We start from the raw sequence: 19,080 nt of genomic DNA on the forward strand, positions 1-19,080 counted from the left end.
GTGATGTCACACGATCATGACCACGACAACGAACTCGATCCTTTTGCCTCGCGCGTGCGCGCGCTGGAGACGATCCTCACCCGCAAGGGGCTGATCGACCCGGCCGCGATCGACGTCATCGTCGACACCTACGAGACCAAGATCGGCCCGCGCAACGGCGCCAGGGTGGTGGCCAAGGCGTGGGCGGACCCGGAATTCGCGGCGTGGCTGAAGCGCGACGCAACGGCGGCGATCGGCTCGCTCGGCTATACCGGCCGTCAGGGCGAGCACATGCAAGCGGTGTTCAACACGGAGGACACCCACAACCTCGTCGTCTGCACCCTGTGCTCCTGTTACCCGTGGTCGGTGCTCGGCCTGCCGCCGGTCTGGTACAAGGCGCCGCCCTATCGTTCGCGCGCGGTCATCGATCCGCGCGGGGTGCTGGAGGAATTCGGGCTGATGCTGCCGGCCACCAAGAAGATCCGCGTCTGGGATTCGACCGCCGAACTGCGTTATCTCGTGGTGCCGATGCGGCCCGACGGCGCCGAGGGCTGGAGCGAGGAGCGGCTGGCCGACCTGGTGACACGCGATGCGATGATCGGCACTGCCCTGGCGAAGGAGCCGGCATGAACGGGCCGCAGGATCTCGGCGGGCAGATGGGCTTCGGGCCGGTGGCGCCGGAAACAGACGAGCCGTATTTTCATGCCGAATGGGAAAAGCGGGCGCTCGGCGTGACCTTATGCGCCGGTGCCATGGGCGCCTGGACCATAGATGAGAGCCGGCATGCGCGGGAATCGCTGCATCCGGCGGACTATTATGCCTCCAGCTATTATCAGATCTGGATCAAGGCGCTGGAGGTGCTGCTCAAGCGCCATGGCTTCGTCAGCGCGCGCGATCTGGCGGCAGGCACGGCGGTTGATCCGGCGGCAACCCCCAAAAGGGTGCTGAAGGCGGAAAACGTGCCGGCGGTGCTGGCCAAGGGCGGTCCCTGCGACCGGCCGGTGGCCACGCCAGCGCGATTCAAGGCCGGCCAGCATGTGCGGACCAAAAACTTCAACCTGACCGGCCACACGCGGCTGCCGCGCTACGCACGCGGCAAGCAGGGGGTCATCGAGGCCGTGCGCGACGGCTTCGTGTTTCCCGACAGCAACGCGCATGGCCAGGGTGAGAACCCGCAATGGGTCTATACCGTCGTTTTCGAAGGGGCTGAGATCTGGGGCGAGGGGGCTGACCCGACGCTGGCCGTGTCGATCGACGCCTGGGAGAGCTATCTTGAACCGGCATGAGGCAAACGAACACGCCGCCGGTTTGCCGGCGGGCGTCGATGCGCCGGTCTTCGCCGAGCCATGGCAGGCGCAAGCCTTCGCGATGACGGTCGCGCTGCACGACAAGGGCCTGTTTTCGTGGAGCGAGTGGGCAGAGGTACTGTCGACCGAAGTCAAGAAACCCGGCGCCGCGGCTGACGGCCATGACTACTACGAGCACTGGCTGGCGGCGCTGGAAGGCCTGCTGGCGTCCAAGGGGCTGGCCGGAAAGTCCGATGTTGACGCGATGGCTGAGGCCTGGGAACGCGCCGCACACGCGACCCCACACGGCAAGCCGATCCTGCTGGAGAACGATCCCGGGCCGACCGAATAAGTCATGGCGGCTTGCCCCGCCTGTTCCGTGCGTTCACTTTACGTTCCAGTTTGGGCCTGATAGCCTGACCCTTGCCGCCAAGGATTGATCGTGGTGGCCGCCGAGCTTGTCTTTCCCTCGCGAATCCGGTCTGTCGCACTGATGGAATTCTCTCCCCAACAGGACGAGGCGCTGCAAGCGGTCGCCCGCTGGCTCAAGACCGGCAAGCCGCAGTTGTTCCGGCTGTTCGGTTATGCCGGCACCGGCAAGACGACGCTGGCGCGCTATTTCGCTGAACATGTCGACGGCCAGGTTCAGTTCGCCGCCTTCACCGGCAAGGCCGCGCAGGTGCTGCGCTCGAAGGGCGCGGTCAACGCCCGCACCATCCATTCGCTGATCTACCGGCCAAAGGGCGAGGAATCGGTTGCCGACGAGGTCACTGGCAAGACCTCGATGTCGCCGACCTTTTCGCTCAACAGGCAGAGCCCGATCTCGCGCGCCAAGCTCGTCGTCATCGACGAATGCTCGATGGTCGACGAGCAGCTAGGCCGCGACCTGATGAGCTTCGGCACGCCGATCCTGGTGCTTGGCGACCCCGGCCAGCTGCCGCCGATCTCGGGCGGCGGCTTCTTCACCGACCACGAGCCGGATTTCCTGCTGACCGAAATCCATCGGCAGGCGCGCGACAATCCGATCCTGCGGCTGGCGCTCGATGTGCGCGAGGGCCGCGAATTCATGCGTGGCGATTACGGCACGGCGCAGGTGATCGGCAAGGAAGACGTCACTCAGGAACTCGTGCTGAAGGCGGACCAGGTGCTGGTCGGCACCAATCGCACCCGTCGCCGCTACAACCAGCGTCTGCGCGAGCTCAAAGGGTTCAATGCAGACTACCCGCAGGCGGGCGACAAGCTGGTCTGCCTGCGCAACGATCCGGCCAAGGGGCTGCTCAACGGCTCGCTGTGGAAGGTGATGACCTCGTCGCGCGAGACGGTGAAGCCGGGCATCAACCTTCTAGTTTCGCCGGAAGAGGATGATCCCGATCGCGGCGTCGCCAAGATCAAGCTGCTCAAGGCGGCCTTCGAGGATCCGGACGCCGATATTCCCTGGCAGCAGAAGAAGCGCTTCGATGATTTCGACTATGGCTACGCGCTGACCGTGCACAAGGCGCAGGGCTCGCAGTGGAACGAGATCGTGCTGTTCGACGAGAGCTGGGCCTTCAAGGAAACCCGCCAGCGCTGGCTCTATACCGCGATCACACGCGCGGCCGAACGGCTGACGATCGTCAGGTAAGTGTCTGCCGGGACTTTCGGACAGTGTTCCATTCGACGGCTGGCCTTTCCTCCCCGCGCTATTGATCCCCGATCGGTTCGGCATCGAGCCACTGCCGGGCCTCGGCTTCCTCCTCGGCACTGAAGTGCCTGAGCTCGACAGGAGCAGAAGCTGGCATGAGCCGCCGAGCGTCCGCAGTCCAGTCCGGTTCGCCGATCGCCGCGCAACGGCCGACATGCTCCAGCGCACGGATCGTGCCCTGTTTCAGCGTGTCGTCCGAAATGTCGACCCAATCGACGCCCTCGTGGTCGATCAGGCGCACGGCCACATCGATTCGCGGGTGGAGGGCATAGGCCGCCTCCAGCAGGCCGAACAGGTTTTCGGCGTCCGCGGCTGAAACATAACCGACGACGTCGATGGCAAAAAGGTCGTCGCGATCGGTGTCGATGCGGCGGATCGCCGGCACTGTGTCGAGAAAATTCATGGACGCTTCCTTTCGCGGACCAGTTCGTCTCCCTGGAACACCCGAAACCCCCTGTCTGTTCCCGCCAAAGGCATTATAGGTGGCGCGTCAAATGAATTCCGAGGCCGCTCCATGCCCGCAAAGCTCTCCGTCAATCTCAACGCCATCGCCATGCTGCGCAACCGGCGCGACCTGCCCTGGCCGAGCGTGACCGGTCTCGGCCGCATTGCGCTCGCGGCCGGGGCGCACGGCTTGACCGTGCATCCGCGCCCCGACGAGCGGCACACAAGACACTCCGATCTGCCTGAGATACGGTCGCTGATCGATGATGAGTTCCCGCGGGCGGAATTCAATATCGAGGGCTATCCGAGCGAGGATTTCCTGGTTCTTGTGGAAAAGCATCAGCCGGAACAGGTGACGCTGGTGCCCGACGACCCGGCCCAGGCGACCTCCGACCATGGCTGGAACTTTGCCGCCGAGGCGGCGTTCCTGACACCGATCGTCAAGCGTCTGAAAAAGGGGGGAGACTGTTGAATAACTAGCTGGAACCACCCCAGGGCACTGGAGCCGATTGGTTGGCGCCATGTCTGCCGAACCGGTCCACTTCATGCAGCGGCCAGCCGTCTTGCCAACAGTTGGAGGTTCTGAACCGCTGCGGCGAGAAGGAATTCTTCTTTTGCCCCGCTCAGGCCGCGTAGCCTCAATCGTCGAAACGCGATGTTGCGCTTGAGGTGGCCAAAGAGCCGCTCGATCCTCTTGCGCAGTCGCCGTGAGCGGGCATAGCTAGGTGTGTCGCGCAACGCTCGTACCTGATCACGCGCATCCTCGTCGAAAGATCGTGTAATTCGTCGCGCTGATCCGTCTGTGCAATCCAGCTTTGAGCGACAGGCGCCGCAGTCGGACGGGCGAGCGAAATAGACATTGGCGCGCGCGCCGATGTCCCTTCCCCGATAGGTCAATTGCCGACCTTCAGGACAGGTAAAGCTGTCGCTCTGCCTGTCATAGGAGAATGCGTCGCGGGTCAGTTTGCCGGCGGTCTGGTGTTGGCGTTCAATCACCGGGATATGCGGTTCGATACCCTGCTGCAGAAGCCAGCTTAGAAGACCGGCGCTGCCGTAAGCCTTGTCAGCTGCCAGCCGTTCAGGCGTCAGCCCAAGACGCTCGCGCGTCCGCAACACCATTGTCTTGGTTGTGTCCACCTCTGCGGCGAAGCGAGCCGGGCTGGCCTCGACGTCAAGAATGACGCTGGTTTCAGTGTCGATGTAGTAGTTGGTTGAATACCCGAAACGGCCACGTCCATGCTTGTTTGACCAGCCAGCTTGCGGATCAATCGGCGATATATGTTTCGGCGTCGAAGGTTCACGCTCATCTGGGGCCTGCGGCAGCGCTGCATCGAGAGCGTCGAGATACTCATGCACTGGCCGCGAGATAGTGCCACCGTCGGACCAGGCGGTTGCACCGGCGTCACCAGGAAGTTTCTTCTCCCAGCTCGCATCCGCCTCGATGAAGCTGGCATCGACTGCAGTATCCGTGCCTGAGACCAACCCAGCCGTGGCACAATGACCAACGATCTCCTCGAATAACTTTCGAAACAGATCCCCTTGGCGAAAGCGGCCGTAGCGGTTTTTGCTGAACGTTGAGTGGTCCGGCACAGCTCCGTTGAGGCCGAGCTTGCAGAACCAGCGGAATGCCAAGTTAAGATGAACGTCCTCGCAAAGCCTCCGCTCTGACCGAATGCCGTAGAGATACCCCACGAGGAGCATTCGTAGCATCAACTCGGGATCGATCGAAGGCCTGCCAGTGTGGCTGTAGCTTGAGGCGAGGTGCTCATGCACAAAGCTTAGATTAAGCGTCGCATCGATGCGTCTGAGTAGGTGACCGGCAGGTACGTGCTCATCAAGCCGAAACTCGTAGAAGAGTTGTTCTTGAAGAACGAGCCTGCCCATCATGACAAATCATCTCCAGCGCTCAGCAGAGAGATGGAATCACGTGTTGGGCGGCCATTCAAGCCGAGTTTTTCAACAGTCTCGGGGGCTTCCGCGTGTCGTTGTTTTCCGATCCGGACCCCGATTGTGTGACCGCCGCGCGCGACACTGGCGCCGACCGTATCGAGCTCTATACGGGTCCATATGGCAGCTATCATTCCGATCCAGCCAGAGCAGCCAAGGAACTGGAAAGACTTGGAAAAACCGCCGACGCCGCCTTCGCTGCCGGCCTTCAGGTCAATGCCGGGCACGATCTGGTGGTGAGCAATCTGCCTGCGCTGGTCAAGCGCATTCCGGCATTGGCCGAAGTGTCGATCGGACATGGGTTGACAGCCGACGCGTTGGAGTATGGCATGGCCGGCACGGTGGGGCGATTTCTGAAGGCTTGCGGGTGGTAGAGTGAGAAGCCTTGCGTTGCAGGTATGGCAGCCGTCGTGTGCAATTGATATCGTAGCATGAATAAGGCATCGCACGCTTATCGGGGAATGGTCGATGGCCCTTGCCAGCAGCGGTAGCGAGGCTCAAACCGTCGAACCATCGGGTCATTCCGCCGTCGAACAGCACAGCATCAAGGTCCTGATGCTCGGCGCACTTGGCGTCGTCTATGGCGATATCGGCACCAGCCCGATCTACGCCTTCCGCGAGGCGCTTCATGCTTCGCCCGGCACCGATACGCGCACCGATGTCCTGGGCGTGTTGTCGCTGATCGTCTGGGCGCTGACGATCATTGTGACCATAAAGTATGTTGCGTTCGTGCTTCGTGCCGACAACAAGGGCGAGGGCGGCACGCTGTCGCTGATGTCGCTTGCCCGCACCGCCTATCCCAAAGGCGCCCGCCTGATCCTGGCGATCGGGCTATGCGGCGCGGCATTGTTCTTCGGCGATGCGATCATAACCCCGGCCATCTCCGTGCTGTCCGCGGTCGAGGGCCTTGAGGTGGTGACGCCAACGTTGGACGCCTTTGTCGTCCCCATTACGCTGATCATCCTGGCCTTTTTGTTCTCGGTGCAGCGCTTCGGCACTGGCAAGGTGGCGGCCGTATTCGGACCGGTGACGGCTCTGTGGTTCTTGGCCATAGGCGTCGCCGGACTCTATCACCTGATGGACGATCCTTCGGTCCTGCTGGCGATCAATCCCTATTATGCCGTCGCCTATCTTGTCAGCACGCCGACCGCTGCTTTCGTCACCGTCGGCGCTGTATTCCTGGCCGTGACGGGAGCCGAAGCGCTCTATGTCGACCTCGGCCATTTTGGGCGCAAGCCGATCGTATTGGCATGGTTTTCCGTGGTATTTCCGTGCCTGCTGCTCAACTATTTCGGGCAGGGCGCCTTTGTCCTTGCCAATGGCGGCCGGCCGACCAATCCATTCTTTCAGATGCTGCCGGACTGGGCGCTCATGCCGATGGTGGGCCTGGCAACGGCAGCGACCGTTATCGCCAGCCAGGCTGTTATCTCAGGCGCTTTTTCGTTGACCCGCCAAGCGGTGCAACTCAACCTTTTGCCGCGCATCGAGGTGCAGCATACGTCCGAAATGCAGTCCGGCCAGATCTACATGCCGCGTGTCAACCTGCTTATCGCGATGGGGGTGATGGTGCTGGTTGTCGGTTTCGGCAGCTCGAGTTCGCTGGCTTCCGCCTACGGAATTTCCGTGACCGGCGAAATGCTGATGACGACCATCCTGCTGTTCGTGGTGATGCGCAAGCTGTGGAAATGGAAGCTGGCGCTCGCACTGGCCCTGGCCCTGCTGTTTGGCACCATCGATAGCGGCTTCTTCCTGGCCAATGTCGTGAAGATCGTCGAAGGCGGATGGGTCTCGATCACAGTTGCCTGCCTCATGGGGCTGATCATGTCGACATGGATCCGCGGCAGCCGCTATCTGTTCGACAAGACCCGCCGCAACGAGATCCCGCTCGATTTCCTCGCCGGCAATCTGTTGAAGAAGAAGCCGCAGCTGGTGTCCGGCACGGCGGTGTTCCTGACCAGCGATCCGCTCAGCGCGCCGACCGCGCTGATGCACAGCCTGAAGCACTACAAGGTGCTGCATGAGCAGAACGTCATCCTTTCGGTGGTGACCGCGCCGCAGCCGGTGGTGCCCGACAGCGACCGGGTCAAGATGGAGACGGTCAACGAGCTGTTCATGCGGGTGACGCTGACCTTCGGCTACATGGAGCAGCCCAACATCCCGCGCGCGCTGGCGATCTGCCGCAAACAGGGCTGGAAGTTCGACATCATGACGACGTCGTTCTTCCTGTCGCGCCGCTCGCTCAAGGCTTCGCCCAATTCCGGCATGCCGGTGTGGCAGGACCGGCTGTTCATCGGTCTGGCGCGCACCGCGGCCGACGCGACGGAGTATTTCCAGATCCCAACCGGGCGCGTCGTGGAAATCGGCACGCAAGTAGCTATCTAAGTGACATACGGCAGGTATTATGGGCGCACGCCGTGCCGGACGTAGCGGCAGATTCAGCCCACGAACATCGGATGATCAGCCATTTGCCTGAGCGGCCCAGTGCTGTAGGCATGGCAGCCATCACGCTACGGTACTTGATATTGCATCGCAGCAAGCGTAGAGCACCGCGCGCTTATCGGAGTGTCGTCCATGGCCCTTGCCAATGCTGGTAGTGAGGCAGAACCCGTCGAACAATCGAGCCATCCAGAAATCGAACAGCACAGCACCAAGGTGCTGATGCTGGGCGCGCTCGGTGTTGTCTATGGCGATATCGGCACCAGTCCGATCTATGCCTTTCGCGAGGCGCTGGTGGCGTCGTCCCATGGCGCCGTTGCTGATCGCGGCGATATTCTCGGTGTGCTGTCGCTGATCATCTGGTCGCTGACGATCATCGTGACGATCAAATACATCATGTTCGTGCTGCGCGCGGACAACCGCGGCGAGGGCGGCGTGCTGTCGCTGATGGCGTTGGCGCGCGGCAGTTTTCCGACGCGCTCGGCGGTGATCCTGGGCATCGGCATCGTCGGCGCCTCGCTGTTTTTCGGCGATGCCGTCATCACGCCGGCGATTTCGGTGCTTTCGGCGGTCGAAGGCATGAACGTTGTCACCCCTGCCTTCCAGCCCTACGTCGTGCCGCTGACGCTGGTCATTCTCGCAATAGTGTTCGCGGTGCAACGCTTCGGCACGGGCGGGGTGGGATTGGTCTTCGGTCCGGTGACTGCGGTATGGTTCCTGGCGATAGGCCTTTCAGGTCTCAACCATATCATCGCCGATCCGGAAATCCTGTGGGCGATCAGCCCGCACTACATTGTCGCGTTCCTGATCCATTCGCCCGACGTCGCCTTCGTGACGATCGGCGCTATCTTCCTGGCCGTCACCGGTGCCGAGGCGCTCTATGCCGATCTCGGTCATTTCGGACGCAAGCCGATCGTGCTCGCCTGGCTGTCGATCGTGTTTCCCTGTCTGCTGTTGAACTATGCCGGGCAGGGCGCTTTCGTGCTGGCGAAGAACGGTGTGGTCGGCCATCCGTTCTTCGAGATGAACGAGGGCTGGACGCTGATCCCGATGGTGGTGCTGGCGACCGCCGCGACGGTCATCGCCAGCCAGGCGGTGATTTCCGGTGCCTTCTCGCTGACCAGGCAGGCAGTGCAGCTCAACATGCTGCCGCGCCTGCAAATCCTGCACACGTCGGAACGACAGTCCGGCCAGATCTACATGCCGCGCGTCAACCTGTTGCTGGCGTTGGTGGTGATGCTGCTGGTCGTCGGCTTCGGCGAATCCAGCAAGCTCGCCTCGGCCTACGGCATCTCGGTGACCGGCAACATGCTGGTGACGACGGTGCTGCTCTATGTCGTGATGACGCGTATCTGGAAATGGCAGCTCTGGCTGGCAATCTCGCTGACGGCGCTGTTTGCCTTCATCGATATCGGTTTCTTCGCCTCCAACATCGTCAAGGTGTTCGAAGGCGGCTGGGCCTCGCTGGCGGTTGCCTTCACCATCGTGCTGGCCATGTGGACGTGGGTGCGCGGCAGCCGCTATCTGTTCGACAAGACCCGCCGCAACGAGATCCCGCTCGATTTCCTCGCCGGCAATCTGTTGAAGAAGAAGCCGCAGCTGGTGTCCGGCACGGCGGTGTTCCTGACCAGCGATCCGCTCAGCGCGCCGACCGCGCTGATGCACAGCCTGAAGCACTACAAGGTGCTGCACGAGCAGAACGTCATCCTCTCGGTGGTGACCGCGCCGCAGCCGGTGGTGCCCGACAGCGACCGGGTCAAGATGGAGACGGTCAACGAGCTGTTCATGCGGGTGACGCTGACCTTCGGCTACATGGAGCAGCCCAACATCCCGCGCGCGCTGGCGATCTGCCGCAAGCAGGGCTGGAAGTTCGACATCATGACGACGTCCTTCTTCCTGTCGCGCCGCTCGCTCAAGGCCTCGCCCAATTCCGGCATGCCGGTGTGGCAGGACCGGCTGTTCATCGGTCTGGCGCGCACGGCGGCCGACGCGACGGAGTATTTCCAGATCCCAACCGGGCGCGTCGTGGAAATCGGCACCCAGGTCGCCATTTGAGGGTGTAGAACGGGCCGATAGCCGAGGAGGCGGGAATGAGCGGCGAATTGGTGCTTGTCACCGGCGGATCCGGCTTCCTCGGCGCTCATTGTATTCTCGCCCTGAAGAAGGCCGGCTACCGCGTGCGCACGACCGTGCGGTCCGCCAAGCGTGAAGCCGATGTGCTCGCCATGCTCAAGGCCGGCGGCGCTGAGCCCGGAGTGGCACCCTCGTTCGCCATCGCCGATCTCATGGCCGATGCCGGCTGGCCGCAAGCCGTCGACGGTTGCGACTATATCCTGCATGTCGCCTCGCCCTTTCCGCCCGGCGTGCCGAAGCATGAAGATGAACTGATCATACCGGCCCGCGAGGGCGCGCTAAGAGTGTTGCGGGCGGCGCGGGACGCTGGGGTGAAGCGTGTCGTGCTCACCTCGTCCTTCGCGGCCATCGGCTATGGCAAGCTGCCGCCTGACGGCCGGCCGTTCACCGAGGCGAACTGGACCGATCCGACGGGCAAGGTCAGCGCCTATGTGAAATCGAAGACCCTGGCCGAGCGCGCGGCGTGGGATTTCATTGCCGCCGAGGGCAGGGCGCTGGAGCTTGCGGTCGTCAATCCGGTCGGCATCTTCGGACCGGTTCTCGGGGCCGACCATTCGACCTCCACCGAATTCATCCGGCGCATGATGGATGGCGCCATGCCTGGCTTACCGCGCCTGTCCTTCGGCGTCGTCGATGTGCGCGACGTGGTGGATCTGCATCTGCGCGCGATGACCAACCCCGCCGCCGGTGGCGAACGGTTTCTGGCGGTTGCCGGTGACTTCATGACCGTGCGGGAGATGGCCGAAACCTTGAGGGCACGGCTGGGCGACGCTGCGGCGCGCGTCTCGACGAGGGTGCTTCCCGACTGGCTGGTCCGCTTCGTCGGGCTGTTCAGCGCGGAAGCCGCGCAGGTCGTGCCGGAGCTGGGCAAGGCCAAGAACGCCACCAGCGAGAAGGCGGTGCGCATGCTCGGCTGGGCACCGCGACCACGCGAAGATGCGCTGGTCGCGACTGGCGAAAGCCTGATCCGGCTTGGGTTGCTGAAGACATCGAAGTAGCGGCGGAAAGCCGAGGCTTCCCGCCGCGCTGATCGTCAGGCGGCCAAAGCGGCTTTATTGGTCTCCAGGAACTGCTTCAGCGACTCCGATTTGCGGCCGGAAAGCTTTTCGACGGAGTCCGTCACCATGCCGAGGCCACCGACCCGCGTGGCGGCGTCGAACGATACGAGAAGCCGGGCGATGGGTTCGGGAAGGCCGGCCGACTTCATTCCCTCGGTCAATGCTTCGTCGGAAAGCTGGATGACCTGGATGGGCTTGCCGGTGACTTCGGTGACCAGCGCTGCGACCTCGGCGACAGTGTAGGCCTCGGGGCCGGTCAGCGTGTAGGTCGTGCTTTCGCGGGTGTCCGAGGCGAGCCCAGCAGCTATGGCAGCAGCGAGATCGTCACGTGCGCCATAGGAAATGGCACCATCGCCCGCCGATGTATACCATTGGCCCGATGCGAGGATCTGCGGCATCGCCATGAACAGGTTCTCGTCATACCAGCCATTGCGGAAGATCGTATGGGGGATGCCACTCGCCTTGATCGCCTGTTCGGTGTCGTAGTGGTCGGGGGCGAAGAGCACCGGTGAACCCGGCTCGGTGTTGGGCATCGAGGTGTAGAGCAAGTGGGCGACGCCTGCTTGCTTCGCGGCGGCGACGGCAGCGAGCTGCTGCTGGCGCCGCTTTCCTGGATCGCCAGTTCGTTGGTCGAGATGATGAGCACCCGGTCGGCGCCTTGAAAAGCCTCGGCGAGCGAAGCCGGATCGTCGAAGTCGGCCGCCCGGACGGCGACACCGCGCGCCGCCAGATCGGCAAGGTTGGCCGGCGTGCGGGTGGTGGCGATGATCCGAGCCGCCGGCACCTTCAATGTGTCCAGCAGGTGGTTGATGACGCTGCGGCCAAGCTGGCCGGAAGCGCCGGTGACGAGGAGAGTTTTGCTCATTGGTGATCCTGGCATGGGTCGGAGGGAAGGGGCGAGTGGTGGTCTCAAAAAGAGACCAGCACTAAAATAGGAATTGACCCCTGGCCGTAAAGAAGGCAGTTTTTCGGGAGGTAGGCACAGGCAAGGAACCAGCCGTGGACAGCACGATCGTCAATCTGAGATCCAAGCTCGAGATCTACAAAGCCATGACTGGCGGCGGAAACCTTGCCGATTGCCCGGTTCGCGATGTCATGCAGGGCCTTAGCGGCAAATGGAGTTCGCTTTTGATGGGAGCCCTGGCCGAGCAGCCATATCGCTTCGGCGAGTTGCGGCGGCTGGTGCCCGACATTTCGCAGCGCATGCTCACCCAGACGCTCCATGATTTGCAGCGTGACGGCTATGTGCATCGCGAGGTGTTCCCGACCAAGCCACCGAGCGTCGAATACAGTCTCACCGACCTCGGGCGGTCGATGTTCGGCGCCTTGCACCAGCTGATCCTGTGGGCCGAGCTCAATCATGACGCGGTGCGCGAGGCGCGCGCCGGTTTTGATGCCGCCCAGGCCTGAACGGCGACTAGTGCCGGGAGAGGCGGCTTGATTTAGTCCGGCCGCTGAAGGATTGTCCCGACCAATCCGGCTTTGGGGGCATTGGCATTTCCTACGATATCGCAATTGCGGGCGCCGGGCCGGCGGGGCTGGCGGTGGCGCTTTATCTCAGGCGTGCCGGACATCGGGTCACCGTGTTCGAGCGCTTCGAGGAGCCGAAGCCGGTCGGCTCCGGGTTGATCCTGCAGCCGACCGGGCTGACGGTGCTGGCCGATCTCGGCCTGCTCGATGACATACTGGCGCTGGGCAGCCGCATCGATCGGCTGCATGGCGCCGACGCCACGACCGGCCGCACCGTGCTCGATGTCCGCTATGATGCCCAGCGCGGTCGCCGTTTTGGCTTGGCTGTGCACCGGGCGGCCTTGTTCGGCGTGCTTTTCCGGGCCGCACAGCGCGAAGCGATCGCCATCGAGACCGGCGTCGAGATCGAGGCGCTGGAGGCTGGCGACCGGGCGACGCTGATCCGGGGCAACGGGCGAAGGGCAGGGCCGTTCGACCTTGTCGTCGACGCAAGCGGCTCAAAGTCGAAACTGCGGCGGTGCGCGGGCAATTCAGGCGCGCCGCGTCCACTCACCTATGGCGCGTTCTGGGCGTCGCTCGGCTGGCGCGGCGACGGCTTCGACGAGCATGCGTTGCTGCAACGCTACGACAGGGCCAGCGTGATGATCGGCGTGCTGCCGATCGGCCGGCCGGAGCCGGGCGCCGAAAAGATGGCAGCCTTCTTCTGGAGCCTCAAGCCGGCGGACACCGACGCGGTGCGCGCCCGGGGCCTCGACGCCTGGAAGGAGAGGGTGGTCCGGCTGTGGCCGCAGAGCGAGGCGTTCACCAGCCAGATCGACAGTTTCGACCAGCTTTCGCTGGCACGCTATGGCCACCACACGATGAAGCGGCCGGTCGGTCGGCGGCTGGCCGTCATCGGCGATGCCGCGCATTCGACCAGTCCGCAACTCGGGCAAGGGGCGAACATGGCGCTGCTCGACGCGGCGGCGCTCAGCCATGCACTGGCACGGACGGGCAACGTCGAAGCGGCGCTCGAAGCCTATGCGGCAGCGCGGCGCTGGCATGTGCGTGTCTTCCAGGCGCTGTCGCTGGCGTTCACGCCATTCTACCAGTCGGATTCCGTGGTGCTCCCGTTCATCCGTGACAGGCTGGTGGCGACGGTGGCGAAAATCCCGCCGGCGCCACAATTCCTCGCCTCGATGGTGGCCGGAACGGTCATCGATCCGTTCAGGCGGATCGGGCTAAAGGAGGCGCGCTGGCCGGATCGCTTCGGCGGATGAGGCTCGAAAGGCAGGATCCCTTCGCCTGCAGGAAGGCGTGCAGGCGCCGCGGATAGTCCGGCGCCACGGCGTGCTTGATCGAGGGGCGTCCGCTCAACGCCTGGCGCCAGGCCTTGACGAGCGGCTTGCCATCCAGAATGCCGAAATCGCCGATCCGGTCGAAGGCGTCGAAGTAGCGGAAGACTGGTCCGTAAACCGCGTCGACGAGCGAGAAGCGCTCGCCGGCGAACCATGGCCCGTTCCGTTCGGATCCCGCCAGCTCGGCCTCAAGGCGACCGAACATCGCCGAAAGAGCCTCGCTTTCCGCAAGGAAGCCTGCCTCGGTCGAGGCAGAATAGAAACGGCCGATGGCGTTGAGCATGGCCGAGCCGAACTCAATCCAGGCGCGATGCCGGGCGCGTGCATAGGGGTCGGCAGGGTGGAGGGGATTGGCTTGGGTGTCTTCGAGGAATTCGAGGATGACGGCGGACTCGAAGATTGCCGTCTGCTCGCCCTTTCGCTGCGTACGCAGCAGCGGCACCTTGCCCAGCGGCGAGATCGCCTTGAACCAGTCCGGCTTGTCGGCGAGGTCGATGTCGACGCGCTCGAACGGCACGCCCTTTTCGGCCAGCGAAATCGCGGCGCGTTGCACATAGGGGCAGAGATGGTGGCTGACCAGAATGAGCTTGTCGTCCATCTCACTCGCCCCAGACATAGTTCAACGCGCCGTCCTCGACGCGTGTCGACAGGAACATCAGGCGAGAACCCTTTGGCGCCGGACCGTCAAGGCGATCGCCTGATGCCATGTCGAAGGAAGCGCCGTGCCATTGGCAGATCAGCCTGCCGTCCTTGCAGTCGAGCGGTCCGCCGAAATGCAGACAAACATTGGCGGCGGCGCGGATGCGCTCGCCGCTGCGCCAGACATGGACCTCACGGCCGAAGAACGGCGCGATCATGCTGCCCGTCCGTGGAATGTCGTCAACCTTGCAGATTTCATGTTTCATGGGATTTGCCTTCCATGGTTAATGCAATTGCATCTATATAGATGCATGTGCATTAATAGTCAAGCTTGATGCACCTGCATCTATCGCCTAGGATGCAGTCATGACAGAGCAAGCCACGCCTTCGCCCGAAGCCATCAAGGCCTGGGCCCGCCTGATGCGGGTTTCGCGTCAGCTCATCGAACAGGCCGAAGACGCGCTGAAGGAAAGCGGCCTGCCGCCGCTTGCCTGGTACGACGTGCTGCATGAGCTGGCCGAAGCGGGCGAGGGCGGGCTGCGGCCGTTTCAATTGATCGAGCGCACACTGTTTGCGCAGTACAATATCTCGCGGCTGCTGGCGCGGCTTGAGGCCGATGGGCTGGTGGAGAAACTGCCGGTGGCCGATGACGGCCGCGGTCAGACTATCCGCATCACGGTCAAGGGTCGCGACACGCGCCGTCGGATGTGGTCCGTCTATGGACGATCGATCGCCGAACTGGTCGGCGCCAAACTCTCGGCGGATGAATTGAGCATGGTGTCGGCATTGCTTGGCCGGCTGCGCCATCCGCCTGCCAGCGATTGAGCAAACTCGCCGCACGCATTGTGCGGCTGCTTCGAGATATTTTTCAGTGCGTCCTCTTGCGCCAATCATCGAATTGCGCAATATGCCGAACCGTAACGTACGGTACGGCTGTCGTTTGAACCGCGCCGCCGCCACTATCAAACGGGAAAAAAGCGTGTTGCTGGCAAACGCCGACATCGACAACAGCCAAGCGCTGACGGAGCGGCAGAAGGCCGTTCTGGACGCGGCGCTTCGGCTGCTGGTCGAGGAGGGCGATCACCTGACCATGACCGCTGTGGCGCGCCGCGCGAGCTGTTCCAAGGAAACGCTCTACAAATGGTTCGGCGACCGTGACGGGCTGCTGACGGCGACGGTCCAATGGCAAGCCTCGAAAGTGCGGGTGGCTCCGGTCGACGGCAAGGGGCTCGATCTTGCCTCGCTGACGGCAAGCCTTGAGCGCTTCGCCTCGGACTGGCTGAAGGTGATTTCGAGCGACACCTCGATCGCGCTCAACCGCGTGGCGGTCGGCCATGCCGGTTCCGGCAAGGACGATCTCGGCGCCGTCGTGCTGGAGAATGGCCGTTTCGCGCTGGCCAAACGGCTGAAGCCGGTGCTTGAGGCAGGCCGGCAGGCCGGGCTGCTGGAATTTTCGGACGCCGAGACAGCGTTCCGCACCTTTTTCGGGCTGGTCGCCCGCGACGTGCAGATCCGTCTGCTGCTTGGCGACCGGCTGGAATTGACTGAGGCGGCGATTGGCGGCGATGCCGCACGGGCGACGCAGCAGTTTCTCGCTCTTCATGGAGCAAAACCGGGCCGCAAGGCCTCTGATTTATAAAACGGGAAGGAAGACAAAATGCGTGTCTATTACGATCGTGATGCCGATCTCAACCTGATCAAGGGCAAGAAGGTCGCCATCATCGGCTATGGCAGCCAGGGCAGGGCGCATGCGCTCAACCTCAAGGATTCCGGCGTCAAGGACATCGCCATCGGCCTCAAGGCCGGCTCGGCGACCGCCAAGAAGGTCGAGGCCGACGGGCTCAAGGTGATGAGCGTGGCCGATGCCGCCAAATGGGCCGACTTGATGATGATGGCGACGCCCGACGAACTGCAGGCAGACATCTACAGATCAGAGATCGCGCCGAATATACGTGACGGCGCTGCGATCGCCTTCGCGCACGGCCTCAACGTGCATTTCGGCCTGATCGAGCCGAAGGCTTCGGTCGATGTCGTCATGATCGCGCCGAAGGGGCCGGGCCACACGGTGCGCGGCGAATACCAGAAGGGCGGCGGCGTGCCGTGCCTGGTCGCCGTCAACCAGGACGCCTCGGGCAACGCACTTGATCTGGCTCTGTCCTACGCCTGCGGCGTCGGCGGCGGCCGTTCGGGCATCATCGAGACCAATTTCCGCGAGGAATGCGAGACCGATCTGTTCGGCGAGCAGGTCGTGCTGTGCGGGGGTCTGGTCGAACTGATCCGCGCCGGTTTCGAGACGCTGGTGGAAGCTGGCTACGCGCCTGAGATGGCCTATTTCGAGTGCCTGCACGAGGTCAAGCTGATCGTCGACCTGATCTATGAAGGCGGCATCGCCAACATGAACTATTCGATCTCGAACACCGCCGAATGGGGCGAGTACGTCTCGGGTCCGCGCATCATCACCGCCGAGACCAAGGCCGAGATGAAGCGCGTGCTGAAGGACATCCAGACCGGCAAGTTCACCTCGGAATGGATGCAGGAATACCGCGCCGGCATGTCGCGGTTCAAGGGCATCCGCCGCATGAACGACAGCCATCAGATCGAGGAAGTCGGGGCCAAGCTGCGCGCGATGATGCCGTGGATTTCGAAGAACAAGCTGGTCGACAAGGCCAAGAACTGACCGAAATCCAAATGCTCGAAGACCCAGTGGCTTCGAACGGCAAGAATCAAAAACGGCGCCACATGGCGCCGTTTTTTTCATTGTGTCTCAGCTACAGCTTAGCTCAGCTATAGGGCGACCAGCACTGCTGGCGCGGGCCGTTGTAGGGCTGGAACGTGTTGTCCCAGGCGCGATACGAGCGGTAGCGGTTATAGCACCACTGGACATGGGCGCTCGAAAGCCGGCCTGCGCGGTAGTAGCGGCGCGGCGGCGCGTCGTAGTAATTGTAATTGTTGTACATGCTGCCAAGGCCAAGCCCGAGGCCAAGGCCAAGGCCAAGGATCGCGGCGCTCGCACTGTCATCATAGTAGCGGTCGTGATAGTGGCGGTGTCGCCAACGCCAGTTGTTTCCACCGTTCCAGTTGCCGCCGTTCCAGTTGCCACCGTTCCAGTTTCCACCACCGTTCCAGTGTCGGTTGCCATTCCAATGGCCCGACCGGCGCCATCTCCAATTCTCGTTGTAGAGTTGCCGGTCATTGCCGCCCGCCCAACTGTCGCGGACTGGCGTGATCGTCGGCGCCGCCGTGCTTGTGGGAATCGACAGGTCCGGCTGCAAGATCGGGCCGGCCGCGGACGGTGCCGTGATGCTCGAGAGGATGCCGAGCGCTATCAGCCCGGATTTGACAGAGGAAGAAAAGAGCGAATTCATTGCACTCTCCAAGAGATACAGGCCCCACGCCCACCCTGGGAATGCGGCCAATGTGGACCTTTGCGTCTGAACGGCGGATGAACGGAAAGGTTCCGTCAACCATGGCGCGCACGCCGTCAGGACCAATCGATATCGACAGTGGTCCCGCGACCTTGTTTTCTCCCGCGCTTGTGGGCAAAGGTCAGGACATGTCGCTGCGCCTCGCCACCTTCAATGTCGAGAACCTGATGAACAGGTTCGATTTTTCCGGGTATCGCAACCAGCTCAACGAAGACCGCACGCTGGCGCTTTTCGATATCCAGAGCGAAGCCGAATACAAGATGCTGGAGCAGGCCCGCGCCATCGCGCAGTCCGACGACACGCGCCAGCTGACGGCGCTGGCGATCGCGGCGACCCGCGCCGACATCATCTGCATGCAGGAGGTCGACAATATCGAGGCGCTGAAGGCCTTCGAATACGGCTATCTGTTCAAGATGGTGGGGGAGGGTTACCGGCAGAAATACACCACTGCCGGGAACGATTCGCGCGGCATCGATGTGGCGGTGATGATGCGCGCCGAGACCGCGCAGGGCCAGCCGATCGAATTCGTGCGCATGACCAGCCACGCCTATGTCACCTTCGAGCAGTTCGGCCTGCACACGCCGGAACTGGAAGCGCTTGGCAATCAAGCCAATGAGCGCATCTTCCGCCGCGACTGCCTGGAAATCGATGTGACTGTCGGCGGCGTGCCGCTGACGCTCTATCTCGTGCATTTCAAATCGATGGGCTCGCCGCGCAACGGGCTCGACGGACGCGAGGCGACGATGCCGCTGCGCATCGCCGAGGCGCAAGCGGTGCGCCGCATTATCGAGGAGCGCTTCGGCAAGGATCATGCCGCCGACAAAAGCTGGGCGATCTGTGGCGACATGAACGATTACCGGCAGCGCGTGAAGATCGCCGGCGATGCCATCGACGGCTACCGCTTCGAGGTGGTCGATGAGAACCAGTCCTGCATCAACGTGCTGACGGCAGGCGGCTTTTGCGAGAACGTCGTCGAGCGGCGGCCGGAGATGAACCGCTGGAGCTTCTACCACACGCGAGGACCGGAAGAGCGGCACCTGTGCCAACTCGACTACATCCTGCTCTCCAAGGGGCTGGCGGAGAAGAACGCCACGGCCATTCCCGACATCATCCGCAACGGCCAGCCCTGGCGCACCATTTTTCCGCCGGGCCAGGAGGTGGACCGCTTTCCGCGCGCCGGCTGGGACCGGCCGAAGGCATCCGACCACTGCCCGGTGGCGATCACTCTGGACATGGCCTGATCAC

Annotated in this window: 18 protein-coding genes and 3 pseudogenes; 15 read left to right on the forward strand and 6 right to left on the reverse strand. The window is 63.0% G+C overall.

Annotation, left to right across the window (positions count from 1 at the left end; translation table 11 throughout):
* Nucleotides 1–3: 3 nt before the first annotated feature.
* From nthA to AC56QQ_RS15040, 4 genes are all read left to right on the forward strand, one after another.
* Nucleotides 4–609 carry a nitrile hydratase subunit alpha gene (nthA, locus tag AC56QQ_RS15025; RefSeq protein ID WP_497128258.1) on the forward strand — a complete coding sequence of 202 codons (606 nt, stop codon included), beginning with the start codon at nt 4–6 and terminating at the stop codon, nt 607–609.
* On the forward strand, nt 606–1,265 hold the full coding sequence (gene nthB / locus AC56QQ_RS15030) for a nitrile hydratase subunit beta (RefSeq protein WP_497128260.1): 660 nt from the start codon (nt 606–608) through the stop codon (nt 1,263–1,265). The genes nthA and nthB overlap by 4 nt, the downstream gene beginning before the upstream one ends.
* Nucleotides 1,252–1,617 carry a nitrile hydratase accessory protein gene (locus tag AC56QQ_RS15035; protein WP_497128262.1) on the forward strand — a complete coding sequence of 122 codons (366 nt, stop codon included), beginning with the start codon at nt 1,252–1,254 and terminating at the stop codon, nt 1,615–1,617. Before nthB ends, AC56QQ_RS15035 begins: the two co-directional genes overlap by 14 nt.
* Before the next feature lie 141 nt (nt 1,618–1,758).
* Nucleotides 1,759–2,886 carry an ATP-dependent DNA helicase gene (locus AC56QQ_RS15040; RefSeq protein WP_091580570.1) on the forward strand — a complete coding sequence of 376 codons (1,128 nt, stop codon included), beginning with the start codon at nt 1,759–1,761 and terminating at the stop codon, nt 2,884–2,886.
* A gap of 58 nt (nt 2,887–2,944) precedes the next feature.
* On the opposite strand, the gene AC56QQ_RS15045 is transcribed toward AC56QQ_RS15040, so the two are convergent.
* Entirely contained in the window at nt 2,945–3,349 is a 405-nt protein-coding gene (locus AC56QQ_RS15045) for a SpoIIAA family protein (RefSeq protein ID WP_497128264.1), read from the reverse strand.
* Nucleotides 3,350–3,460: 111 nt separating this feature from the next.
* Between AC56QQ_RS15045 and AC56QQ_RS15050 the strand changes: the two are divergent.
* Nucleotides 3,461–3,853: pseudogene (locus AC56QQ_RS15050) on the forward strand (pyridoxine 5'-phosphate synthase); the annotation flags it as partial.
* A gap of 80 nt (nt 3,854–3,933) precedes the next feature.
* Here AC56QQ_RS15050 and AC56QQ_RS15055 read toward each other — a convergent pair.
* On the reverse strand, nt 3,934–5,277 hold the full coding sequence (locus AC56QQ_RS15055) for a transposase (RefSeq protein WP_497128266.1): 1,344 nt from the start codon (nt 5,275–5,277) through the stop codon (nt 3,934–3,936).
* Between the two features lie 77 nt (nt 5,278–5,354).
* On the opposite strand from AC56QQ_RS15055, the pseudogene AC56QQ_RS15060 reads away from it, so the two are divergent.
* The 4 genes and pseudogenes from AC56QQ_RS15060 to AC56QQ_RS15075 all read left to right on the forward strand — a co-directional run.
* A pseudogene (locus AC56QQ_RS15060) lies at nt 5,355–5,711 on the forward strand (pyridoxine 5'-phosphate synthase); the annotation flags it as partial.
* 94 nt (nt 5,712–5,805) lie between these two features.
* Nucleotides 5,806–7,719: a potassium transporter Kup gene (locus tag AC56QQ_RS15065; protein WP_497128268.1), complete on the forward strand. Its 1,914-nt coding sequence runs from the start codon at nt 5,806–5,808 to the stop codon at nt 7,717–7,719.
* A 189-nt stretch (nt 7,720–7,908) separates the two neighbouring features.
* The gene (locus tag AC56QQ_RS15070; protein WP_489862011.1) at nt 7,909–9,828 is read left to right on the forward strand and encodes a potassium transporter Kup; all 1,920 of its coding nucleotides are present in this window, start codon (nt 7,909–7,911) and stop codon (nt 9,826–9,828) included.
* A 35-nt stretch (nt 9,829–9,863) separates the two neighbouring features.
* Nucleotides 9,864–10,904, forward strand: coding sequence for an SDR family oxidoreductase (locus AC56QQ_RS15075; protein WP_489862010.1), 1,041 nt, complete (start codon nt 9,864–9,866; stop codon nt 10,902–10,904).
* Nucleotides 10,905–10,939: 35 nt separating this feature from the next.
* On the opposite strand, the pseudogene AC56QQ_RS15080 reads toward AC56QQ_RS15075, so the two are convergent.
* Nucleotides 10,940–11,829 (reverse strand): annotated as a pseudogene (locus AC56QQ_RS15080) (NmrA family NAD(P)-binding protein).
* Between the two features lie 185 nt (nt 11,830–12,014).
* Here AC56QQ_RS15080 and AC56QQ_RS15085 point away from each other — a divergent pair.
* A complete protein-coding gene (locus AC56QQ_RS15085; protein WP_489863475.1) occupies nt 12,015–12,374 on the forward strand; it encodes a winged helix-turn-helix transcriptional regulator in 360 nt (119 codons plus the stop codon).
* A gap of 80 nt (nt 12,375–12,454) precedes the next feature.
* Entirely contained in the window at nt 12,455–13,693 is a 1,239-nt protein-coding gene (locus AC56QQ_RS15090) for an FAD-dependent oxidoreductase (RefSeq protein WP_497129011.1), read from the forward strand.
* Here AC56QQ_RS15090 and AC56QQ_RS15095 read toward each other — a convergent pair.
* Both AC56QQ_RS15095 and AC56QQ_RS15100 read right to left on the reverse strand, forming a co-directional pair.
* Nucleotides 13,641–14,369 (reverse strand): glutathione S-transferase family protein, encoded by a 729-nt coding sequence (locus AC56QQ_RS15095; RefSeq protein WP_497128270.1) that lies wholly within the window; start codon nt 14,367–14,369, stop codon nt 13,641–13,643. The genes AC56QQ_RS15090 and AC56QQ_RS15095 overlap by 53 nt on opposite strands.
* A gap of 1 nt (nt 14,370) precedes the next feature.
* Nucleotides 14,371–14,676, reverse strand: coding sequence for a Rieske (2Fe-2S) protein (locus tag AC56QQ_RS15100; RefSeq protein WP_497128272.1), 306 nt, complete (start codon nt 14,674–14,676; stop codon nt 14,371–14,373).
* A 100-nt stretch (nt 14,677–14,776) separates the two neighbouring features.
* Between AC56QQ_RS15100 and AC56QQ_RS15105 the strand changes: the two genes are divergently transcribed.
* The 3 genes from AC56QQ_RS15105 (at nt 14,777) to ilvC (ending at nt 17,087) form a co-directional block, all read left to right on the forward strand.
* Nucleotides 14,777–15,235 (forward strand): MarR family winged helix-turn-helix transcriptional regulator, encoded by a 459-nt coding sequence (locus AC56QQ_RS15105; protein WP_497128274.1) that lies wholly within the window; start codon nt 14,777–14,779, stop codon nt 15,233–15,235.
* 82 nt (nt 15,236–15,317) lie between these two features.
* A complete protein-coding gene (locus AC56QQ_RS15110) occupies nt 15,318–16,049 on the forward strand; it encodes a TetR/AcrR family transcriptional regulator (protein WP_497128276.1) in 732 nt (243 codons plus the stop codon).
* A gap of 18 nt (nt 16,050–16,067) precedes the next feature.
* Nucleotides 16,068–17,087 carry a ketol-acid reductoisomerase gene (gene ilvC / locus AC56QQ_RS15115; RefSeq protein ID WP_091575578.1) on the forward strand — a complete coding sequence of 340 codons (1,020 nt, stop codon included), beginning with the start codon at nt 16,068–16,070 and terminating at the stop codon, nt 17,085–17,087.
* Between the two features lie 103 nt (nt 17,088–17,190).
* Here the strand turns inward: ilvC and AC56QQ_RS15120 are convergent, their stop codons facing one another.
* A complete protein-coding gene (locus tag AC56QQ_RS15120) occupies nt 17,191–17,775 on the reverse strand; it encodes a BA14K family protein (RefSeq protein ID WP_497128278.1) in 585 nt (194 codons plus the stop codon).
* A gap of 188 nt (nt 17,776–17,963) precedes the next feature.
* On the opposite strand from AC56QQ_RS15120, the gene AC56QQ_RS15125 reads away from it, so the two are divergent.
* A complete protein-coding gene (locus AC56QQ_RS15125) occupies nt 17,964–19,076 on the forward strand; it encodes an endonuclease/exonuclease/phosphatase family protein (protein WP_497129013.1) in 1,113 nt (370 codons plus the stop codon).
* Nucleotides 19,077–19,080 lie beyond the last annotated feature (4 nt).

The organism is Mesorhizobium sp. RCAM 05099 (assembly GCF_059683685.1).

Bases quoted from the DNA above. Each gene is read 5' to 3' on its own strand.
- AC56QQ_RS15075 (WP_489862010.1), top strand. From the start codon at position 9,864: ATGAGCGGCGAATTGGTGCTTGTCACCGGCGGATCCGGCTTCCTCGGC.
- AC56QQ_RS15120 (WP_497128278.1), bottom strand. From the start codon at position 17,775: ATGAATTCGCTCTTTTCTTCCTCTGTCAAATCCGGGCTGATAGCGCTC.
- AC56QQ_RS15125 (WP_497129013.1), top strand. From the start codon at position 17,964: ATGTCGCTGCGCCTCGCCACCTTCAATGTCGAGAACCTGATGAACAGG.
- AC56QQ_RS15085 (WP_489863475.1), top strand. From the start codon at position 12,015: ATGACTGGCGGCGGAAACCTTGCCGATTGCCCGGTTCGCGATGTCATG.
- nthB (WP_497128260.1), top strand. From the start codon at position 606: ATGAACGGGCCGCAGGATCTCGGCGGGCAGATGGGCTTCGGGCCGGTG.
- AC56QQ_RS15110 (WP_497128276.1), top strand. From the start codon at position 15,318: ATGCCGAACCGTAACGTACGGTACGGCTGTCGTTTGAACCGCGCCGCC.
- AC56QQ_RS15055 (WP_497128266.1), bottom strand. From the start codon at position 5,277: ATGATGGGCAGGCTCGTTCTTCAAGAACAACTCTTCTACGAGTTTCGG.
- AC56QQ_RS15040 (WP_091580570.1), top strand. From the start codon at position 1,759: ATGGAATTCTCTCCCCAACAGGACGAGGCGCTGCAAGCGGTCGCCCGC.
- ilvC (WP_091575578.1), top strand. From the start codon at position 16,068: ATGCGTGTCTATTACGATCGTGATGCCGATCTCAACCTGATCAAGGGC.
- AC56QQ_RS15095 (WP_497128270.1), bottom strand. From the start codon at position 14,369: ATGGACGACAAGCTCATTCTGGTCAGCCACCATCTCTGCCCCTATGTG.
- AC56QQ_RS15070 (WP_489862011.1), top strand. From the start codon at position 7,909: ATGGCCCTTGCCAATGCTGGTAGTGAGGCAGAACCCGTCGAACAATCG.
- AC56QQ_RS15105 (WP_497128274.1), top strand. From the start codon at position 14,777: ATGACAGAGCAAGCCACGCCTTCGCCCGAAGCCATCAAGGCCTGGGCC.
- AC56QQ_RS15100 (WP_497128272.1), bottom strand. From the start codon at position 14,676: ATGAAACATGAAATCTGCAAGGTTGACGACATTCCACGGACGGGCAGC.
- AC56QQ_RS15045 (WP_497128264.1), bottom strand. From the start codon at position 3,349: ATGAATTTTCTCGACACAGTGCCGGCGATCCGCCGCATCGACACCGAT.
- nthA (WP_497128258.1), top strand. From the start codon at position 4: ATGTCACACGATCATGACCACGACAACGAACTCGATCCTTTTGCCTCG.
- AC56QQ_RS15065 (WP_497128268.1), top strand. From the start codon at position 5,806: ATGGCCCTTGCCAGCAGCGGTAGCGAGGCTCAAACCGTCGAACCATCG.